Raw genomic sequence first — 19,440 nt, 5'->3', positions numbered from 1 at the left:
TGCTTATTGGTAAAAATAGGGATGCACAGGCGTAGTGGCGGCTCTATGAGGCAGGTAGTCGTTTTCATACCTTCACCACCGCCTGCGTTTCCGATACGAAACAGTTATACGGAACACCACGCTCAAGGAGCCAACCCAATGTCATCATCCACAACTGATTTCTTTACCCGTTCACTGGCTGAAACAGATCCCGCCATCGCCGAAGCCACCAAGCTAGAGCTGGGACGCCAGCGCAACGAGATCGAATTGATCGCCTCCGAGAACATCGTCTCTGCCGCCGTCATGGAAGCGCAGGGCAGCGTGATGACAAACAAATACGCGGAAGGTTACTCTGGCCGTCGCTATTACGGCGGCTGCCAATTTGTGGACATCGCCGAAGACCTCGCCATTGAGCGTGCGCGCGAATTGTTCGGCTGTGGCTTTGCCAACGTGCAACCGAACTCTGGCTCGCAAGCGAACCAAGGCGTGTTCCAAGCCCTGCTACAGCCCGGCGATACCATCCTTGGCATGTCACTTGATGCAGGCGGCCACCTGACCCACGGTGCCAAACCAAACCAATCTGGCAAATGGTTCAACGCCATCCAATACGGTGTGCGCAAACAAGACAACCTGCTGGACTATGATCAGGTGCAAGAACTGGCGACCGAACATAAACCAAAGATGATCATCGCAGGCGGTTCCGCCATCCCGCGCCAGATTGATTTTGCACGTATGCGCGAAATCGCCGATAGCGTTGGCGCTTATCTGCACGTGGACATGGCGCATTTCGCAGGTCTGGTTGCGGCGGGTGAACACCCCTCCCCCTTCCCCCACGCGCATGTTGCCACCACCACCACACATAAAACCCTGCGCGGCCCACGCGGCGGCATGATCCTCACCAACGACGAAGCCTTGGCGAAAAAATTCAACTCGGCCATCTTCCCAGGTATCCAAGGCGGCCCGTTGATGCATGTGATCGCGGCCAAAGCCGTAGCTTTCGGCGAAGCGCTTCAGCCCTCGTTCAAAACCTACATCAAACAGGTGATCATCAATGCCCAAGCCCTGTCTGATCAGTTGATCAAAGGCGGCTTGGATACAGTCACCCACGGCACCGACACCCATGTCGTGCTGGTTGATCTGCGCCCCAAAGGCGTCACAGGTAACATCGTGGACAAGGCACTGGGCCGCGCCCACATCACCTGCAACAAAAACGGGGTTCCGTTTGACCCTGAAAAACCAACCGTCACATCCGGCATCCGCCTCGGCTCCCCTGCGGGCACAACACGCGGCTTTGGCGAGGCCGAATTCCGCCAGATCGCGGATTGGATCATTCAGGTCGTAGACGGGTTGGCTGCCAATGGCGAAGAAGGCAACGCAGAGGTCGAAGCCAAGGTAAAAGCAGAAGTCGAAGCCATGTGCGCCCGCTTCCCGATCTACCCGAACCTGTAAGGCAATCGGCAACTTTAAAAAATTCAACTGGCCCTGACAGTAATGTCTGGGCCAGTCACTTGGGAAGCCAAGACCTGACATGCAGACTTAGTGAGCTTCCCTTGCGGTTATGCCATTGGCAACCTTCGAGAGCGTTCCATAAACAGTAGTTTTTGGAGGAGAATATCGAAAGAGATATTTGCGATCCGGCTGCAGCTGTTCGCAAATCCCTGCAAGTTTTTTTAATAGGTGAAGCTGATGCCATATCTGTTGCTTTCTAACACGTTCACAAATAGCGAGATTCAATGGGACGATGTTTGGCGCAGGGATGAGAGACCTCCGGAATATGTGGAGCTTGGATCTTCGCATGGGCAGGTTCCCGCGCTAAGTGGTCCGATTCCCTACCGAATGTATAAGGGGAGGCTGCTCAGTGGCGGTGTCTTGCCCGATATAACAGCGGGCCGCTGGGCAAATGATACGATCATTAGCGCAAGGGTAAAGGCGCTGATTGAAGATCTTGACCCGGTCACCCATCACTTTATCCCTCTAAACCTGACGCTCAAAGACGGCAGGCAGGTAGACGGCGAATTTTTCTTGTTTGTGGCGGGAGACATGATTGATGGGATCATAGCAGACAAGTCTGACACCACACCGATTGTGTATGACGGACGTCTTGCTTACTATTCAGTCCCCGGCCATCCGCATATCACATGGCGTCGAGACGCAATCGAGAACAGGGCCATTTGGGTGGACAAGTATTTATCAACACAAATTTGCATTTCAGATGAATTGTTTGGGAAATTCAGCCGCCTTAAATTGAAGAGATTTGACACCGTACTTTCTGTAGCTTCGGATTGATGTAGAAGTCATCCACATCAAGCTATTGTCTATGGCCCGCACTGACGTGCCCATGACCGCTGCAAGGCCAAAGTAACGCAGTTCCAAAACCCCCCTTCAAAACCCAAGTGGCTGTTGAAGGTTTTTGGCTGCCCTTAGATAGCGGTCATCCATGCATAACGCAGCATCGGTCACTCTGGGCCCCAAGATGACTTTCGGCAGTTCTAACCGAAAACCCCTTCCAAGCCTGCCAAGACTACTACACTGTATCGAAACTGACATGCGACAACGTACATCATCCAAAGGCGAACATCATGATCATCCACCCCGCAGGCTCCCGCCCCTCAGGAAAAGGCCCCGCCGAGTATTTCACCGGCAGCGTGCGCATGGACCCGCTGATCAGCACACCTGCCCCTGCCCGCCTGCGCGGCGTGACTGTCACGTTTGAACCATCGGCGCGCACCGCATGGCATACGCATCCTCTGGGCCAGACCTTGATCGTGACGGCGGGTATTGGGCTGGTACAACGTGAAGGCGGCGCGATTGAAACCATCCGCGCAGGGGACACCGTTTATTTTGAACCCAATGAAAAACACTGGCACGGCGCCGCCGCTGACGTGGCGATGACACATATTGCCCTACAAGAAGAGCTGGATGGCAGTGCCGTCACGTGGATGGAACACGTCTCCGACGCGCAATACGCAGGTTAGACGAAACCGCGCCACCACAGCCAGACGATGAACATGATCGCAACCAACAACAGGTTCGCGACCACTGCACCCGTCATGCCCAGAATACGCGATTTGCGAATCTCGACCTCGTCCAGCCCTGCCAGATGACTGCGCACAATCTCATATGATTTTTCAACCGCTGCACTGTCTACTTGCCGCGCGGTCTTGGGGTTATGGGCCAATATTTCGGCCTGCATCAGCTCAGCCCCGTGTTTGCGCACGGATTTGGGCAAACGCCGCCCCGCACGGCGCAACGACTGGCGCAGGTCGCGGCCTTTTACATCCAGCTTTTGCTGCATCAATCCGCGCAGCTTGCGCGACTTGGCCGCCATATCTTTATCCGTGATCATAGAAACTCTTTAAGGTGCTGGCCATGTGCCTGCAATGGCGCTAGGCCTAACACATGCTTAACTTTCTCGAATATGGGGATACTTCCCCCGCCACGCCCCCGCTTGTCATCGCACACGGCCTTTATGGTTCGGGCCGCAATTGGGGTGTGATTGCCAAACGCCTGTCAAATACCCGCCGCGTGATTACGCCCGACATGCGCAACCACGGCAATAGCCCACGTGCAGCGACTCAAAGCTATGACGACATGGCCGATGATCTGGCTGAATTGATCCGTCACATCGGCGGCCCCGTTGATTTATGCGGCCACTCTATGGGAGGCAAAGCCGCCATGGTGATGGCGCTGAAACACCCCGAATTGCTACGCCGCTTGATCGTCGCAGACATCGCCCCTGTCATGTATGACCATTCACAGTCCCACCAGATCGCTGCCATGCGCGCTGTGGACCTGAGCACAGTCACACGTCGCTCAGAAGCGGCTGAGCAACTGGGCGCACAAGGGGTAGAACCCGCTTTGCAGAGCTTTTTCACCCAATCGCTAGACGTGACTGAAAAACGGTGGCGGCTGAACCTTGATGTTCTGGATGCCGAGATGGATAAAATCATCGGTTTTCCAGAGGTCACAGGCGTTTTTGAAAACCCCACGCTGTTCCTCACCGGTGCTGACAGCAAATACGTCAGCCCCGAAGACCGCCCCCTGATCAAATCCCTGTTTCCGGCAGCGCGCTTTGCGAAACTACCAAACGCGGGCCACTGGCTGCACGCCGACAAACCACGCGAGTTTGAAGCCGCAGTGCGCGCCTATCTGGACGCCTGACCCTAAATATAGCCAACAACAGGCCGCCTCTCATACAACCAGAGGCGCTTCAGCATTCTTAAAATCAAGCGACATAAAATTCGCCGCGATTCCACCTTGCGCCCCACCACCCAAAGCCTATAACCGCACAAATTTGCCAAATTATAGGGGGCTATAGCCATGCCAAAGAGAACCGACATCAAGTCGATCATGATCATTGGTGCAGGGCCTATTGTCATCGGACAAGCCTGCGAGTTTGACTACTCCGGCGCACAAGCCTGTAAAGCACTAAAAGAGGAAGGCTACCGTGTCATCCTCGTCAACTCCAACCCCGCGACGATCATGACCGATCCGGGTCTCGCCGACGCCACATACATCGAGCCGATCACACCCGAGATCGTTGCAAAAATCATCGAAAAAGAACGCCCCGACGCGCTGCTGCCGACAATGGGCGGCCAAACCGGCCTGAACACCTCGCTTGCGCTTGAGGAAATGGGCATTTTGGCGAAATACAACGTAGAAATGATCGGCGCGAAACGTGAAGCCATCGAAATGGCCGAAGATCGTCAACTCTTCCGCGAAGCAATGGACCGTCTGGGCATCGAAAACCCCAAGGCCACCATCTGCACCGCCCCCAAAGACGCGAACGGCAAAAAAGACCTCGCCGCAGGTGTGGCGCTGGCGCTCGAATCGCTCGAAGAAATCGGCCTGCCCGCCATCATCCGCCCCGCCTTCACCATGGGCGGCACAGGCGGCGGCATTGCGTATAACCGCGAAGATTACGAATTCTACTGCCGCTCGGGCATGGATGCCTCGCCGATGGGTCAAATCCTGATCGACGAATCGCTGCTGGGCTGGAAAGAATTCGAAATGGAAGTCGTGCGCGACACGGCCGACAACGCGATCATCGTCTGTTCCATCGAAAACGTCGATCCGATGGGCGTACATACGGGTGATTCCATCACCGTCGCCCCTGCCCTCACGTTGACCGACAAAGAATACCAAATCATGCGCAACCACTCGATCGCGGTATTGCGCGAAATTGGCGTGGAAACAGGCGGCTCAAACGTGCAATGGGCCATCAACCCTGCCGATGGCCGCATGGTTGTGATTGAAATGAACCCCCGCGTGTCGCGCTCCTCGGCGCTGGCCTCCAAGGCCACAGGTTTCCCGATTGCCAAAATCGCTGCGAAACTGGCTGTTGGTTTCACGCTGGACGAACTGGACAATGACATCACAGGCGTCACACCTGCGTCATTCGAGCCGACAATTGATTACATTGTAACCAAAATCCCGAAATTCGCGTTTGAGAAATTCCCCGGCTCCGAGCCCTACCTGACAACTGCGATGAAATCAGTGGGCGAAGCGATGTCCATCGGCCGCACAATCCACGAAAGCCTGCAAAAAGCACTGGCATCCATGGAATCCGGCCTTACAGGGTTTGACGAAATCGAAATTCCGGGCGCGCCCGACAAAGCGGCGATCACCAAAGCGATCTCAAAAACCACACCTGACCGTATGCGCACCATCGCGCAGGCCATGCGCCACGGCATGTCCAACGAAGACATTCACGCCACCACCATGTTTGATCCATGGTTCCTTGCGCGTATCCGCGAAATCATCGACGCCGAAGAAGACATCCGCAAAAACGGCCTACCCGTGACCGAAGACGCCCTTCGTGCGATCAAAATGATGGGCTTCACCGATGCCCGCCTTGGCAAACTGACAGGCCGTGATGAGGACAACGTGCGCCGTGCCCGTCTGAACCTTGGCGTAAAAGCCGTGTTCAAACGCATCGACACCTGCGCCGCTGAGTTCGAGGCGCAAACCCCCTACATGTATTCCACCTACGAATCCCCGATGATGGGTGAAGTCGAATGCGAAGCACGCCCGTCTGACCACAAAAAGGTTGTCATCTTGGGCGGCGGTCCAAACCGTATCGGCCAAGGGATCGAGTTCGACTATTGCTGCTGCCACGCCTGCTATGCGCTGACAGACGCGGGTTATGAAACCATCATGGTTAACTGTAACCCCGAAACCGTTTCCACCGATTACGACACATCCGACCGTTTGTATTTTGAACCGCTGACATTTGAACACGTCATGGAAATCCTGCGCGTTGAGCAGGAAAACGGCACGCTGCACGGCGTTATCGTTCAATTCGGCGGCCAAACCCCGCTGAAAATCGCCCAAGCCTTGCAGGACGAAGGCATCCCGATCCTCGGCACCACGCCCGACATGATCGACCTTGCCGAAGACCGCGAACGCTTTGCAGACCTTGTGCAAAACCTTGGCTTGAAGCAACCGAACAACGGTATCGCCCATTCCGACGAAGAAGCGTTTGAAATCGCCAAAGACATCGGCTTCCCGCTGGTGATCCGTCCCTCCTACGTCTTGGGCGGCCGCGCCATGGAAATCGTGCGCGACCAATCCCAACTCGAGCGCTACATCTCGGAAGCGGTTGTCGTTTCAGGCGACAGCCCCGTTCTGCTCGACAGCTACCTGTCAGGCGCGGTTGAACTGGACGTCGACGCACTGAGCGATGGGAAAGATGTGCATGTTGCAGGCATCATGCAGCACATCGAAGAGGCGGGCGTACACTCGGGCGATAGCGCCTGTTCCTTGCCGCCTTACTCCCTCAGCCGCGACATCATTGAACAGGTAGAGGTCCAAACCAAAGCGCTGGCAAAGGCGTTGAACGTGGTTGGCCTGATGAACATCCAATTCGCGGTCAAACCAAACGCGGAAGGTGTTGAGGAAATCTTCCTTATCGAAGTTAACCCACGCGCCTCGCGCACCGTGCCTTTCGTTGCCAAAGCCACCGATAGCGCAATTGCCTCTATCGCTGCGCGGATCATGGCGGGCGAACCGCTGTCAAACTTCCCGCTGCGCCCCGCCTATGATGCAGATGCCGCTTATGAAGACATCCTGCCATTGGGTGACCCAATGACGCTGGCTGATCCAAACATGCCGTGGTTCTCGGTCAAAGAAGCCGTGCTTCCCTTTGCCCGTTTCCCCGGTGTTGATACCATCCTCGGGCCTGAAATGCGCTCAACCGGCGAAGTCATGGGCTGGGACCGTGACTTCCCGCGTGCCTTCCTCAAGGCGCAAATGGGTGCTGGCACAATGCTGCCCCGCACAGGTAATGCGTTCCTTTCTATTAAAGACATGGACAAAACCAACGACGTGCTGGAAGCAGCCCGTATTCTTGTGGCCCAGTCCTTTACCATTGTCGCAACCCGCGGCACCGCGACATGGCTAACATCGCATGACATTCCTTGCCAAACCGTGAACAAAGTCTACGAAGGCCGTCCTGACATCACCGACATGATGAAAGACGAACAAATTCATCTGGTGATGAACACCACCGAGGGCGCACAAGCGGTAGAAGACAGCAAATCCATCCGCTCCATCGCCCTCTATGACAAAATCCCCTACTACACGACCGCCGCAGGCACATACGCCGCAGCATTGGCGATCAAAGCACAGGCAGAGGATGACATCGGGGTGAAACCGCTGCAGGGGTAAGAAACCTCTGCGGCGAAACTCCGCTTCGGGCCCAACTTGACCGATGCTGCACGCTGCACGAATGTCCGTTGTTGTGAGGCCTTCCAAAAACCTCCAACAACCACTTAGGTTTTGAACAGGGTTTTTGGCAGCGTCATTTCGGATGATTTTTGCATCTGCCAAAAAGGAGCGTTTTTGGAATCTAGCTTAGCATGGCTCTCTCAGATATGAACAGTTAAAAAGCCTTTAGGAGAATAGTTATGCGTGCATTGGATGCGTTGATTTTGTGGACACCCAACCGAGAGCCGTTCCAAGAAATGCCCTTTGCCGGCACTGTATCAATTACAACGATCCCCGAAGCCGATGAACTGAAAGCACACCCGATGTCTGTTGGCGCGTGCGACCTGAGCTGGCGTGAAACGGATGACTCTGGTCGGCAAGATCTAATGCAGCGCTACTTCACGCAAATGCTTCACCGCGACAACATTAATGAGGACAAAATATATCAAGCCATTTCAAGCATTGATGAGTTTGATGGAGAGCATTTTTCCACTGACGTTCCTGCGGGCGAAGATTGGAAATAAGGCTTGGCGGCTTCCTCCTCCAAAAACGAGGGTTTTGGGAATATCCGCGAGGGGTTTGACGAACTGCCTAACCAAGCTTTCGTATTACAGTTTGTGCAAGTGTTGCTGCGAGTGGCCCAAGGATAAATATCATCGTCGGCACCAGAACGGCTGTGAGCAGGAATGTCTGCACTGGTAGCGGCATATCCAAGCCTGCCCGCTGGAATCCCACTAAGGTGGCAGTGACAGCGACATAGACGGCAATCCACACGAAGAAGGCCGTCAGAAGTCGCTTCATGGCTGTTTTTCCATAAAATCAGAAATGGTTTCAAAATAGCCGGGCAGGATCGACGCAAGCACTGTCTTGCTTGCGTCGGTTAGGGCTAGACGGTGAGCGCGAGAATCTTCGGGATCGTCACGGCGCACGAGCAATCCGTCTTTCAACAGCGAGGCCACGGTCCGGTGCAGGACCGGCTTCGAAATATCCAAGCGTTGATTGATTTCGCTTTGACGAAGACTGTCCGTGTCCGGCTCGCGGTCTATCACGATGAGGATATGGAATTTCAACTGTGAAAGGCTATGGCTGTTAAAGTAAGCATCTAATAGGCGCTCCAGCTGGCTCGCCTCCCGCATCATCGAGAGTGCTTGTGCAACGGCATCCACATCACCTACACCAGTCGCCGAAACGTAGCCGTCGATCATCATCCGCGTCGGTAATTCCCGAAGAAAGAACATGCTGTTAGGTTAGACCACGCAAAGGCAGGATACGGGGTGGTTCGGCCAGCCAACCCTCATAAGATTTAAAAACCGCAACTGTGTAGGGCTGGGCAAGATGCTGATCGAGCGCATCCTGATCCTGCCACTCCTCGAAAAGATACAGCTTATCCTGATCCGGTGCCTCGAACAGCTTGAACGAATAGCAGCCGCTTTCAGCGCGGGTTTGGGCCAGAATCCCGATGATCGCTTGTTGGGCATCCTTGAAATGTTCTGGCTTCGGTGTGATTTCGGCAAAAATGATTAGTGCGTTTGACATCAGGCGGTCTCCTTTAGTTATCATGATAACTAATACGTCAAATCGCCAATGTCAACCGAACGCTAAGACAGCTTTGGGCTACCGTTATCAGCACCGGCGCGGGTCTCCAAAAACCACCCTTTATGGAGCGGTCTCCTGAAAGCCGACATTCGGGCTTCTGCAGTGAAGGTCGGCTTCGTCCCGCATAGCAGACGCCCCCATCACCCCTCCCCCTCCTCCAAATACCGCATCCCCTCCACATCAAATATGCGCCCAGCCTTGCCGCGCACCAAATTTCGCGCGCTCAGTTCCCCATCGCCCAACCGTGTGCGCCATTCCACGCGCATCAGCTCCAGATCAACATCGCTGGCATCTGGCCCCTTGATCAGCCCCGCCAGCCGCCCGTGCATCCACGCCGACAACACATCGTTCATCCGCTGCTGATACCTTGGCCCCATCTTACGGAAGAACTTCACCACATCGTCTTCCAGCCGCAGGGTGATCCGCGTCTTGCCCTGCCGCATCTTGCTGCGGGCAATCTCGTGCCACGCGTCTGGCACGCGGCCCTCGTTCAACATCTCTTGATGTAGGTCCCATTCGATCTGTTTCATCAGATCAACAAAATAGTTTTGGTGTTCACGCTGTATCTTGCCTGCGGGTCTCATGGGTGTCCTTTCAGATTTACCATGGGCAGCGTCGACAAATTTCTTTAACAATATCCGAACAATGCGTATGCACCGCTGGTGTACGCGCGGTGCACAGAATGTGACATTTTCCCTGACACCGCGTTACCCACAGGCATAAAAGCCGCTAAATGACTGCGATTAAAGAGGAAAACCAGATGTACACACCCGCGATAACAGGCACAGGCGTTTTCACGCCCTCTCAGGTCATCACCAATGCCGAACTTGTCGCGTCGTTCAACGCTTACGTTGACATCTATAATGCAGAAAACGCAGCCCAGATCGCCGCTGGCGACTTGCCCGCCAAAGACTATTCCTCCGAAGAATTCATCTTCAAGGCGTCAGGCATAAACCAACGCTATGTCATGGACAAAGAAGGCATTCTTGACCCGCAAGTGATGCACCCGTTACTGCGCCAGCGCAGCGATGAAGAACCGTCCATCATGGCCGAAATGGCCCTCGATGCGGCCAATAAGGCCTTGGCACAAGCAGGCAAAACCGCCGCTGACGTAGACGCCGTGATCTGCGCCGCCTCCAACCTCGAACGCGCCTACCCTGCCGTTGCGATTGAGATACAGAACCTGTTAGAAATCAACGGCTTCGCCTTCGATATGAACGTCGCCTGCTCCTCCGCTACCTTCGGGATTCAAGCTGCCGCTGATATGATCCGCTCTGGCTCCATCCGCAGTGCTTTGGTTGTGAACCCTGAAATATGTTCTGCGCATTTAGAATGGCGTGATCGCGATTGCCACTTTATCTTTGGCGATGTCGCAACCGCCACCCTGATCGAACGCAGCGAAGATGCTGCTGGACCCTATTTCGAAATTAAATCAACACGTTGCGCGACCGATTTTTCAAACAATATCCGCAACAACAACGGCTTTCTGCGCCGCTCGCGCCCAGACGGCGTGGCCGACCGCCGCGACATGCAGTTCATGCAAAACGGCCGCAAAGTGTTCAAAGAAGTCCTGCCAATGGTGTCCGAGCACATCGCCAACCACATGGCCGCGCAGGGCACCCAAGCCTCTGATCTCAAGCGCATCTGGCTACATCAGGCGAATAAATCCATGAATGATTTCATTGGCAAGAAAGTCCTAGGCCGCACACCGGAGCAAGGCGAGCAGCCAAACATCCTGCAAGACTACGCCAATACGTCTTCTGCCGGATCAATCATCGCCTTCTCGCAATACTCTGACGACTTCAAAGATGGGGAAACTGGCCTGATCTGTTCGTTTGGGGCGGGCTATTCAGTTGGCTCGGTGATTGTAGAAAAACACGGTTAAATGTCTTTAAGGGATACGCGTTTGTGGACTTCCTCAGCGCTTTCCACCCGTTCGGAATACCGATCAACAAGGTAATCCGAACGGCCCCGTGTCAGCCATGTGAACTTTACCAGTTCTTCCATAACATCAACGACACGCGCATAGAACGATCCGGCTGGCAGGCGACCCTCATCATCAAATTCCAGCCACGCCTTTGGAATACTGGATTGGTTCGGGATGGTGATCATCCGCATCCAACGCCCCAATATCCGCATCTGGTTCACCGCGTTAAACGACTGCGACCCGCCAGACACCTGCATGATCGCAAGCGTCTTTCCCTGCGTCGGGCGGATACCGCCCTGTAAAGACAACGGAAGCCAGTCAATTTGTGATTTCATAATGCCCGTCATGGCACCGTGCCGCTCGGGGCTGGACCATACCATGCCTTCGGCCCAGACGGCCAGTTCACGCAGTTCTGCAACCTTGGGGTGATCGGCCTCGGCATCATCGGGTTGGGGCAAGCCACGCGGATCAAACAGTTTTGTCTCGCAGCCAAGATAACGCAAAATACGGGCAGATTCTTCGGCGGCACGGCGGGAGTAGCTCTGCTCGCGAAGCGACCCATATAGCAGGAGGATACGTGGCTTGTGGCCCGCATCGGACGGAGATTTCAACAGATCCGTGTCGATCTGCGGCAGTGCCTCGGCGATCAACGCAGGAAGTGTATCAGACACTTTCATCCTCGAGATGTAATTTCATGTCTACTAACACCTGCTGCAACATGGATGTCTCTTTAAGAAGCCGCTTGGCTTCGTTCACCGTGATCACACCATCTGCGATGGATTGCTGGTATTCGCCCATCAACATCGCGAAACGCTGGCTCAAAGCGATGACGTCAGAATTGACCCCCCCTTTGGAAAGATCATTCGGGCGCCGCTCGTCATAATCGATGTGCGCGCCAGATAGTTCTGCCAATGCTTGGGTTACATGCGGATAACCCGCCGCCGCCTCAAGCGCCGCAACTGCGTCAATTGGCATAAACCGGTCCGCATGTTCGTCATGATCTGAATAATACCGACCCAGCGTCGCCTTGGACTTACCTGTGACTTCACAGGCCGCTTCCACGCCAACGGCTTTCACCAAGGCTTCTGTGTGTTTCTTCAAATAGCTGCCAGCTGCATCCATTTTTTGATCACCTTTATTCGTAAATTATTCGGGGCAAACTAACGCGATTTCCCTTTACGACCTAGTGCAATCTCCCCTCGACTTTGTCAATTAAAGGCGGACCGTCTTGCGCAAAGGCATGAGAGACAGGTAAAGACCGATATGGCCAAGCTTTACTTCAATTACTCCACAATGAACGCCGGTAAATCCACGGTGCTTCTCCAAGCAGCGCATAATTACCGCGAACGCGGCATGGTGCCCTATCTGATGACAGCGCAACTGGACAATCGCGCTGGCGAAGGCCGGATTGCGTCGAGAATTGGCATCGGACAAGACGCTGACACCTACCATAGTGACGAAAACCTCTATGAAAAGATAACGAAACGCCTTGAAAGCGGTCCATGCGCCTGTATTTTTATCGACGAGGCCCATTTTCTCAGCGATGCGCAGGTCTGGGATCTGGCACAGGCGGTTGATGACCTTGGCGTGCCCGTCATGTGCTATGGTTTACGCGTTGATTTCCGTGGGCAGCTATTCCCTGGGTCGGCTGCTCTGCTTGCGCTATCAGACGAGATGCGAGAGATCAGGACAATTTGTCACTGCGGCAAAAAAGCAACAATGGTAGTGCGCCAAGACGCAAGCGGCACAGTCGCCCGCGAAGGCGCACAAGTGCAAATCGGCGGCAATGAAAGCTACGTTTCACTATGCCGCCGCCATTGGCGCGCTGCGATGGGCGAAAGCTAAACCGGATTTGGCGGCGTATCCCCCCGCAAAAACGCTTGCAGATTAGCAACCGCCATCAGCCCCATATCCACACGGACTTCCATCGTGGACGTACCTAAATGCGGCAATAGCACAACGTTATCCAGATCGCGCAGCGCTTGCGGCACCAGCGGTTCAAACTCATAGACGTCCAAGCCTGCCCCCCCGATCACACCCCGTTGAAGCGCGTCTATCAGCGCCGCTTCCTCCACCACATCACCGCGTGCGATATTGATCAGACGTGCGTGCGGCTGCATGGCTGCAAGCACATCTGCATTGATCAAGTGATGGGTCTGCGGATTGCTGGGCACAGCAGTGACCAGAACATCCACACATGCAGCCATCTCTTGCAGGTCGCTGTGATATACCGCCTCGAAATCCAGCTCTTTTGGCGCACGGCCAAAATAGCGAACTGGCATCTCAAATCCGAAATGACAACGCCTTGCGATGGCTTGGCCGATGCGTCCCATCCCTGCGATCCCGACGGTCTTGCCTGTCAGGTGCATGCCCAGCATTTGTGTCGGATGCCACCCTTCCCACGCGCCCGAGCGGACCAAGCGCTCTGCCTCGCCGGCGCGTCGCGCACTCATCAACATCAGGGTCATCGCAGTATCCGCTGTGGCGTCTGTCACGGCCCCCGGCGTGTTTGTCACCATGACCCCCACCGCCTGCGCCGCCCTGACGTCAATGTGGTTAAAACCCACACCGAAATTCGCCAGAACCTTGCACCGTGGCTGTGGGACATCGGCAAACACCTCAGCCGAGAATTGATCCCCCAAGGTACACAGCACCCCGTCAAAATCGCGCAGGGCGGCGCGCATCTCATCGTCATCCAGCGGCGTTGTGCGGTCACGCCGAACAACCTCCAGCCCGTCTAGCGCAGGATAAACACCCTCTGGCAATACGCGTGCGATTAGTACTTTTTTCAATGCATCCGCCCTCCGCTTGGGGTGTCTTTATCAGGGCGCACCAGCACAATCGCGCCCGCGTCATCCGGAACACCCAGCACTAAAACTTCGGACATAAATTTGCCAATCTGACGGGGTGGAAAATTCACCACCGCCATCACCTGCCGCCCGATCAAGTCTTCGGGTGTGTAATGCACCGTCACTTGCGCAGACGTCTTGCGCACACCAATTTCGTCACCAAAATCGACCCACATTTTGATTGCCGGATTGCGGGCTTCGGGAAATGGCTCAGCTTTGACCACGCGGCCTGTACGAATATCGACCTTCATGAAGTCGTCAAATGAGATGTTATCCACGCGCCAACTCCCTTGATCGGTCAGCCGCCGCTGCAACCGCACGGCGCATCAAGGCAGGGAAACCGTCCTGTGGGTCCATCAACACTTCTAGAGCGGCTTGGGTGGTTCCATTAGGGCTGGTCACATTGATGCGCAGTTGCGTCGGGTCTTCAGCAGCAGCCATCGACAGCGCCCCTGCCCCCGCAACAGTTGCGCGGGCCAGTTGCATCGCCATTTCGGCAGGTAAACCTTGATCAACACCCGCAGCGGCCAGCGTTTCGATCATGTGAAAAACATAGGCAGGGCCAGAGCCGCTCACCCCCGTGACAGCGTCGATCTGGCTTTCTTCCGTCAGCCGTACAACCTCGCCCACAGCAGTCAGCAGCAACTCGGCCTCGTCCAGCCCTTGGGCACCCGCACGGTCATTTGCGACAATCGCGGTGATCCCTTGCGAGATCGCAGCAGGTGTATTGGGCATCGCACGCACAATCGGCGTATCAGCCCCCAACGTCTGTTCAAAGAATCCAATGGGCGTGCCCGCAGCCATACTGACAAACAGCGTTTTGCCATTGCCCATTGCGCGCAGGGTCGGCAGGGCTTCGGCCATCATTTGTGGTTTAACTGCAACCAGTACAATTGCAGGCGCCGCAGGCAAATCAGCATTGATATGAACGCCTGTGCTGCGCAGCCAATCGGACGGGTGTGGATCCAGCACCCAGACCGACGTCTTTGGTAAACCGCGCGCCAGCCAGCCCGCCAGCATCGCTGACCCCATTTTGCCGCAGCCCAGCAGAACCAGACCGTCCTGCGCTATTCGTGAATTCTCCATGCCGTCCCCCAATTGTTGACGGAGACAGAGTTACGCCCGCCCGTAAGCCTCTGCAATGGCGACTTGCATCGCATCTTTGGGAGATTTATCCCCCCAAACCACCATTTGCACCGCAGGATAATACCGCTCGGCGCTGGTCACGGCCGCGCCGATCATCGTGTCGATCTGTTCAGGTGTTGCATCCTGCCCGCCAGCCAGCACCAGACCATAGCGGTACACCATCATCTGATGTTCCGCCCAATAGGTGAATGCGCCCGCCCAGATTTGGTCATTCACTTCGTTCAGAAGGCCATAGAGCACAGGCAGTTTATCTGCTGGCGGTTCCATCTCAAAAGTACAGATCAGGCGCAGGGTTTCGTCAAAAGCCGACCACGCCAACGTGACCGAATAGGTCCGCCACTGCCCCTCGACCTCCATCGCGATCTGTTCGTCCGAAATACGGTCGAACTCCCAATCGTGATGGGCCGCCAATGTTTCGACAATGTCGATCGGGTGAATGTCGTCTTCCAGATAATGCTCGGACAGGGCCATTTCGCCACCTCATTTTGGGCCAAAGCGCTGGGGGCTATTGCCGCCCGCTAACCTTGGGTGCTTACGCTATAGAACGCGGGTTTGCCTGTGCGTCCTACAATATATGGTGGCGGCACAGATAGGGTCTGGCAAGCATTTTTCTGGGGATAACCCGAATCAGCGGTGGATAAGTTCGTTTTTTGGGGGATATCTGCTGCGCGACAGCGCAATATTAAGTTCCTGTTAATGCACATTAACGCAAAACGCCCCCAGCAGATGCTGGAGGCGCGAGACTAAGACACAATATCTAGGTCGAATTTACGGGGTCACTTGGCCTCAAGCGCGTCCAAACGCGCCTTCAGCGCTTCATTCTCTTCGCGGGCTTTTTGCGCCATGGCGCGCACCGCATCGAATTCCTCACGGGTGACAAAATCGCGGTCTGCCAACCAACGGTCAACAACGCCTTTTACTGCATTTTCCGCTTCGTCCTTGGCACCCTGCGCCACGCCCATCGCATTGGTCATGATCTTGCTGAGGTCGTCAAAAATCTTGTTGTTGGTCTGCATCGGGTTTCTCCACTGGCTACACAGCTTATATGGGGTGCGAAACGTCGCCATGCAAGGTTGACTTCCCCGCCTGAGCGCGCTCAATCACCGCATGCAAGCACTTATCCCCTTCCCCGACATTTCACCCGAGATCTTTACGATCTCTCTTTTCGGTATGACATTTGCCCTACGTTGGTATGCGATGGCCTATATTGTCGGCATCCTGCTGGGCTGGCGTTTGGTCCTGCGCGCGGCAAAAACCCCGCGTTTGTGGCGTAACGATACGCCTGTGATGACCGCAGAGCAGATCGAAGACCTGCTAACTTGGGTGATCCTCGGTGTGATCCTTGGCGGTAGAATGGGCTATGTGTTGTTCTATCAACCCGGCTTTTACCTCTCGAATCCTGCACAGATTTTGAAGGTTTGGGAGGGCGGGATGTCCTTCCATGGGGGTGCACTTGGCGTCATTATCGCGGCATTTCTCTACACGGGACGTCACAAAATCGCGAGAATCAGCGCCGGTGACCTGATTGCCCTCGGCATCGCGCCCGGCCTGCTGCTGGGCCGTATTGCCAATTTCATCAACGGTGAACTTTGGGGCCGACAGACTGATCTACCATGGGGCGTCGCCTTTCCGACACAGGCCGCGCAATATTGCCCGGACGTAGCAGGCATTTGCGCACGCCACCCTTCACAGCTCTACGAAGCGGCCCTTGAGGGACTTGTGCTGGGCGCTTTGCTGATCTGGCTGGCGTGGCGGCGTGGCGCGCTCAAGATGCCGGGTATGGTAATGGGGACTTTCCTTGCAGGATACGGCGTGGCGCGGTTTGTGGTGGAATTCTTCCGTCAGCCCGATGCGCAATTTATCACCGAGGGAAATCCGCTGGGCCTCGCATGGCGGATGGGGGACTATGGCCTCACCATGGGGCAAATCTTGTGCCTGCCCATGATCGCCATCGGCCTATTCTTTGTCATACGGGCGCGGCGTAACGCATGAGTCTGCGTGATATCCTGATATCCCAGATCCGCGCACAAGGGCCGATGCGGCTGGATGACTACATGTCCACCTGCCTGCTGCACCCTGAGCATGGCTACTACACCACCCGCACGCCCTTTGGCGCGGCGGGTGATTTCATCACAGCGCCGGAGATAAGCCAAATGTTCGGCGAACTCATTGGGCTTGCTTTGGCCCAAACTTGGCTGGAGCAAGGTGCGCCGAAACCATTCACTTTGGCCGAACTCGGACCTGGGCGCGGCACATTGATGGCCGATGTTTTACGTGCAGCAAAGCGTGTGGATGGATTTGTGGAGGCCGCAGAAATCACATTACTAGAGGCCTCGCCTGCGCTACGTGCTGTTCAGGCAGACACATTAGCAAACCATGAACCGCACTGGATCGACACAATCACCGCGCTGCCCGAACAGCCGACGTACCTCATTGCCAATGAGTTCTTTGATGCCCTGCCCATCCGACAGTTTGTCCGCGATGGCAGCCGCTGGCGCGAACGTCAGGTGGGTGTGGCAGAGGATGCGCTTGTCTTTGGCCTTGGCCCTGCACAGCCCCAACCCGCCCTAGCGCATCGATTGGAAGACACAAAAGACGGTGACCTGATCGAGGATTGCGCGGCGGCGGCACCTGCCCTCGCAACCATATGTGACCGGATCGCAGCCCACGGTGGCGCGTCGCTGATCTTTGATTATGGCGACTGGCGCACGCTCGGCGATACGCTACAAGCCTTACAAGATCACGCCCCCGCTGATCCGCTTGACGCACCCGGCCATGCCGACCTAACCGCGCATGTTGATTTCGAAGCCCTGCTTGGTGCTGTAACGGTTTGCACTGCCAGCCGCATCACACCCCAAGGCCTGTTTCTGGAACGCCTTGGGATTACGCAACGCGCACAGGCTCTTGCAAAAACTCTAAGCGGTGCAGCGCTGGAATCGCATATCGCAGCACATCGCCGCTTGACCCACCCGCAGGAAATGGGAAACCTGTTCAAAACTTTTGGAATCGTCCCCAAGGGCGCGACAATGTTGCCCGGATTGGAAATATGACGTTAGAAATTCTCAGATCAGACGCTTTGTCCGTCAAGCACGGCTTCTTCACCCGTAAGGGGGGGGCGTCATCTGGTGTGTTCGCGGGGCTTAACTGCGGCCAAGGATCAAGTGACCAATCCGAGATCGTTGCGATCAACCGTGCCCGTGTTGCAAACGCCATGGGCGTTGAACGCGACCACCTATTGGGTGTGCATCAAGTCCACTCAAGCGTGGCGGTTACTGTAGACGGCCCTATGGCCGACAAACCTCGCGCCGATGCGCTTGTCACATGCACCTCTGGTGTCGCACTGTCTGTGCTGACAGCCGATTGCCAGCCCGTGTTATTTGCCGATAGCACTGCAGGTGTGATCGGTGCCGCACATGCGGGATGGCGTGGCGCACTGGATGGCATTTTGCACGCCACCATCGACGCGATGGAAAACCTAGGTGCGCGCCGCGAGAACATCACCGCCGTTATCGGCCCCGCCATCAGCCAGCGCGCCTACGAAGTTGGGCCAGAATTTATGGACAGCTTTTTGGCGGAAGACCCAGCATATGGGCGGCACTTCATCCACGGCAAAGGTGACAGGATGTTATTCGACCTGCCGGGCTTTGGCCTGAACCGCCTGCGCGATGCGGGGGTGGGTCATGCCGAGTGGACGCGGCACTGTACTTTCTCCGACCCTGATCGATTCTACTCCTATCGCCGCACGACCCACGCGAAAGAAGCAGACTATGGCCGCCTGATTGCTGCCATCACGCTTTGATCAAGTCAGAAATAAGGCAGGTGACGTCATAGGCCGGCCATATTACCCGAGGCCTGCGACCGCAAAAACCTCAAACACTGTTTCCGATTTCGGCACAATTAACAGTAATTAGGCGTTTTTCCTACCATTGTCAGGATGTCGTCCGCAGCCACATTTCAAACCCATTCGCCTATAATCTTTCCCAGAATATTATGTCCTGCGCCCTAATGCGGCCCAATTGGGGCGACATACTCAGTCTCAAACAAGGGTTACAGCCCCATCCAGAGACGAGACTGAGGACAAGAATGATGAAAACCAATACACGCTTTATCAAGTCGATCACAAAAGCAGCCGCCGAGAATGACACCGTCATGCCTTGGGCCCGCGGCGCCCGCCGTACGGCGTTTATCCTCAAACGCGCCACTCAGAAGGCGCCCCTGCGCAAAAGCGCCTAATCA

24 protein-coding genes are annotated in these 19,440 nt (G+C 55.5%); 12 read left to right on the top strand and 12 right to left on the bottom strand.

From position 1 onward, the window contains the following. The first annotated feature begins 138 nt into the window (after positions 1–138). The 3 genes from glyA to GGR95_RS04545 all read left to right on the top strand — a co-directional run bounded on the left by glyA (position 139) and on the right by GGR95_RS04545 (position 2,954). The gene (glyA, locus tag GGR95_RS04555; RefSeq protein ID WP_184563252.1) at positions 139–1,428 is read left to right on the top strand and encodes a serine hydroxymethyltransferase; all 1,290 of its coding nucleotides are present in this window, start codon (positions 139–141) and stop codon (positions 1,426–1,428) included. A gap of 237 nt (positions 1,429–1,665) precedes the next feature. Continuing rightward, positions 1,666–2,265, top strand: a complete 600-nt coding sequence (locus GGR95_RS04550; protein WP_184563250.1) for an imm11 family protein — start codon at positions 1,666–1,668, stop codon at positions 2,263–2,265. A 293-nt stretch (positions 2,266–2,558) separates the two neighbouring features. After that, entirely contained in the window at positions 2,559–2,954 is a 396-nt protein-coding gene (locus tag GGR95_RS04545) for a (R)-mandelonitrile lyase (RefSeq protein ID WP_184563248.1), read from the top strand. Here the strand turns inward: GGR95_RS04545 and GGR95_RS04540 are convergent. Next, complete coding sequence (locus GGR95_RS04540) at positions 2,951–3,325, bottom strand: hypothetical protein (RefSeq protein WP_184563246.1); 375 nt, start codon at positions 3,323–3,325, stop codon at positions 2,951–2,953. The genes GGR95_RS04545 and GGR95_RS04540 overlap by 4 nt on opposite strands. Before the next feature lie 53 nt (positions 3,326–3,378). Between GGR95_RS04540 and GGR95_RS04535 the strand changes: the two genes are divergently transcribed. From GGR95_RS04535 to GGR95_RS04525, 3 genes are all read left to right on the top strand, one after another. Further along, on the top strand, positions 3,379–4,140 hold the full coding sequence (locus GGR95_RS04535) for an alpha/beta fold hydrolase (RefSeq protein WP_184563244.1): 762 nt from the start codon (positions 3,379–3,381) through the stop codon (positions 4,138–4,140). A gap of 159 nt (positions 4,141–4,299) precedes the next feature. After that, positions 4,300–7,647 carry a carbamoyl-phosphate synthase large subunit gene (gene carB, locus GGR95_RS04530; RefSeq protein ID WP_184563242.1) on the top strand — a complete coding sequence of 1,116 codons (3,348 nt, stop codon included), beginning with the start codon at positions 4,300–4,302 and terminating at the stop codon, positions 7,645–7,647. 239 nt (positions 7,648–7,886) lie between these two features. Next, positions 7,887–8,210: a hypothetical protein gene (locus GGR95_RS04525; RefSeq protein ID WP_184563240.1), complete on the top strand. Its 324-nt coding sequence runs from the start codon at positions 7,887–7,889 to the stop codon at positions 8,208–8,210. 67 nt (positions 8,211–8,277) lie between these two features. On the opposite strand, the gene GGR95_RS04520 is transcribed toward GGR95_RS04525, so the two are convergent. The 4 genes from GGR95_RS04520 to GGR95_RS04505 form a co-directional block, all read right to left on the bottom strand. Then, complete coding sequence (locus GGR95_RS04520) at positions 8,278–8,487, bottom strand: hypothetical protein (RefSeq protein ID WP_184563238.1); 210 nt, start codon at positions 8,485–8,487, stop codon at positions 8,278–8,280. Next, positions 8,484–8,894 carry a MarR family winged helix-turn-helix transcriptional regulator gene (locus GGR95_RS04515; protein ID WP_221384701.1) on the bottom strand — a complete coding sequence of 137 codons (411 nt, stop codon included), beginning with the start codon at positions 8,892–8,894 and terminating at the stop codon, positions 8,484–8,486. Before GGR95_RS04515 ends, GGR95_RS04520 begins: the two co-directional genes overlap by 4 nt. A 34-nt stretch (positions 8,895–8,928) precedes the next feature. Next, on the bottom strand, positions 8,929–9,222 hold the full coding sequence (locus GGR95_RS04510) for a putative quinol monooxygenase (protein WP_184563234.1): 294 nt from the start codon (positions 9,220–9,222) through the stop codon (positions 8,929–8,931). A gap of 200 nt (positions 9,223–9,422) precedes the next feature. Beyond that, positions 9,423–9,866, bottom strand: a complete 444-nt coding sequence (locus GGR95_RS04505) for a BrnA antitoxin family protein (protein ID WP_184563232.1) — start codon at positions 9,864–9,866, stop codon at positions 9,423–9,425. Between the two features lie 176 nt (positions 9,867–10,042). On the opposite strand from GGR95_RS04505, the gene GGR95_RS04500 reads away from it, so the two are divergent. Further along, positions 10,043–11,167, top strand: coding sequence for a beta-ketoacyl-ACP synthase III (locus GGR95_RS04500; protein WP_184563707.1), 1,125 nt, complete (start codon positions 10,043–10,045; stop codon positions 11,165–11,167). Here GGR95_RS04500 and arsH read toward each other — a convergent pair. Together arsH and GGR95_RS04490 are read right to left on the bottom strand one after the other, a co-directional pair. Further along, positions 11,164–11,886, bottom strand: a complete 723-nt coding sequence (gene arsH / locus GGR95_RS04495) for an arsenical resistance protein ArsH (RefSeq protein WP_184563230.1) — start codon at positions 11,884–11,886, stop codon at positions 11,164–11,166. The genes GGR95_RS04500 and arsH overlap by 4 nt on opposite strands. Continuing rightward, positions 11,873–12,331: a hypothetical protein gene (locus tag GGR95_RS04490; RefSeq protein WP_184563228.1), complete on the bottom strand. Its 459-nt coding sequence runs from the start codon at positions 12,329–12,331 to the stop codon at positions 11,873–11,875. Before GGR95_RS04490 ends, arsH begins: the two co-directional genes overlap by 14 nt. 141 nt (positions 12,332–12,472) lie before the next feature. On the opposite strand from GGR95_RS04490, the gene GGR95_RS04485 reads away from it, so the two are divergent. Next, positions 12,473–13,054, top strand: a complete 582-nt coding sequence (locus GGR95_RS04485) for a thymidine kinase (RefSeq protein ID WP_184563226.1) — start codon at positions 12,473–12,475, stop codon at positions 13,052–13,054. Here GGR95_RS04485 and GGR95_RS04480 read toward each other — a convergent pair. From GGR95_RS04480 to GGR95_RS04460, 5 genes are all read right to left on the bottom strand, one after another. Further along, positions 13,051–14,001: a 2-hydroxyacid dehydrogenase gene (locus tag GGR95_RS04480; protein ID WP_184563225.1), complete on the bottom strand. Its 951-nt coding sequence runs from the start codon at positions 13,999–14,001 to the stop codon at positions 13,051–13,053. The genes GGR95_RS04485 and GGR95_RS04480 overlap by 4 nt on opposite strands. Beyond that, a complete protein-coding gene (locus GGR95_RS04475; RefSeq protein ID WP_184563223.1) occupies positions 13,998–14,336 on the bottom strand; it encodes a tRNA-binding protein in 339 nt (112 codons plus the stop codon). The genes GGR95_RS04480 and GGR95_RS04475 overlap by 4 nt, the downstream gene beginning before the upstream one ends. Beyond that, the gene (proC, locus tag GGR95_RS04470; protein WP_184563221.1) at positions 14,329–15,144 is read right to left on the bottom strand and encodes a pyrroline-5-carboxylate reductase; all 816 of its coding nucleotides are present in this window, start codon (positions 15,142–15,144) and stop codon (positions 14,329–14,331) included. Before proC ends, GGR95_RS04475 begins: the two co-directional genes overlap by 8 nt. Before the next feature lie 30 nt (positions 15,145–15,174). Beyond that, a complete protein-coding gene (locus GGR95_RS04465; protein ID WP_184563219.1) occupies positions 15,175–15,675 on the bottom strand; it encodes a type III secretion system chaperone family protein in 501 nt (166 codons plus the stop codon). Positions 15,676–15,980: 305 nt separating this feature from the next. After that, positions 15,981–16,220: an accessory factor UbiK family protein gene (locus tag GGR95_RS04460; RefSeq protein WP_184563217.1), complete on the bottom strand. Its 240-nt coding sequence runs from the start codon at positions 16,218–16,220 to the stop codon at positions 15,981–15,983. A gap of 91 nt (positions 16,221–16,311) precedes the next feature. Between GGR95_RS04460 and lgt the strand changes: the two genes are divergently transcribed. The 4 genes from lgt to GGR95_RS04440 all read left to right on the top strand — a co-directional run bounded on the left by lgt (position 16,312) and on the right by GGR95_RS04440 (position 19,437). After that, the gene (gene lgt, locus GGR95_RS04455) at positions 16,312–17,196 is read left to right on the top strand and encodes a prolipoprotein diacylglyceryl transferase (RefSeq protein WP_184563215.1); all 885 of its coding nucleotides are present in this window, start codon (positions 16,312–16,314) and stop codon (positions 17,194–17,196) included. After that, positions 17,193–18,254, top strand: coding sequence for a class I SAM-dependent methyltransferase (locus tag GGR95_RS04450; RefSeq protein WP_184563212.1), 1,062 nt, complete (start codon positions 17,193–17,195; stop codon positions 18,252–18,254). The genes lgt and GGR95_RS04450 overlap by 4 nt, the downstream gene beginning before the upstream one ends. Beyond that, positions 18,251–19,003 carry a peptidoglycan editing factor PgeF gene (gene pgeF, locus GGR95_RS04445; RefSeq protein WP_184563210.1) on the top strand — a complete coding sequence of 251 codons (753 nt, stop codon included), beginning with the start codon at positions 18,251–18,253 and terminating at the stop codon, positions 19,001–19,003. Before GGR95_RS04450 ends, pgeF begins: the two co-directional genes overlap by 4 nt. Before the next feature lie 287 nt (positions 19,004–19,290). Then, positions 19,291–19,437 (top strand): hypothetical protein, encoded by a 147-nt coding sequence (locus GGR95_RS04440; RefSeq protein ID WP_184563208.1) that lies wholly within the window; start codon positions 19,291–19,293, stop codon positions 19,435–19,437. Positions 19,438–19,440: the final 3 nt, after the last annotated feature.

The sequence above is a fragment of the Sulfitobacter undariae genome, from assembly GCF_014196805.1.
In the GTDB taxonomy this organism is placed as follows: Bacteria; Pseudomonadota; Alphaproteobacteria; order Rhodobacterales; family Rhodobacteraceae; genus Sulfitobacter; species Sulfitobacter undariae.
The sequence above is the reverse complement of the archived record's forward strand: the minus strand, read 5'-3'. Positions and strand labels throughout refer to the sequence as shown.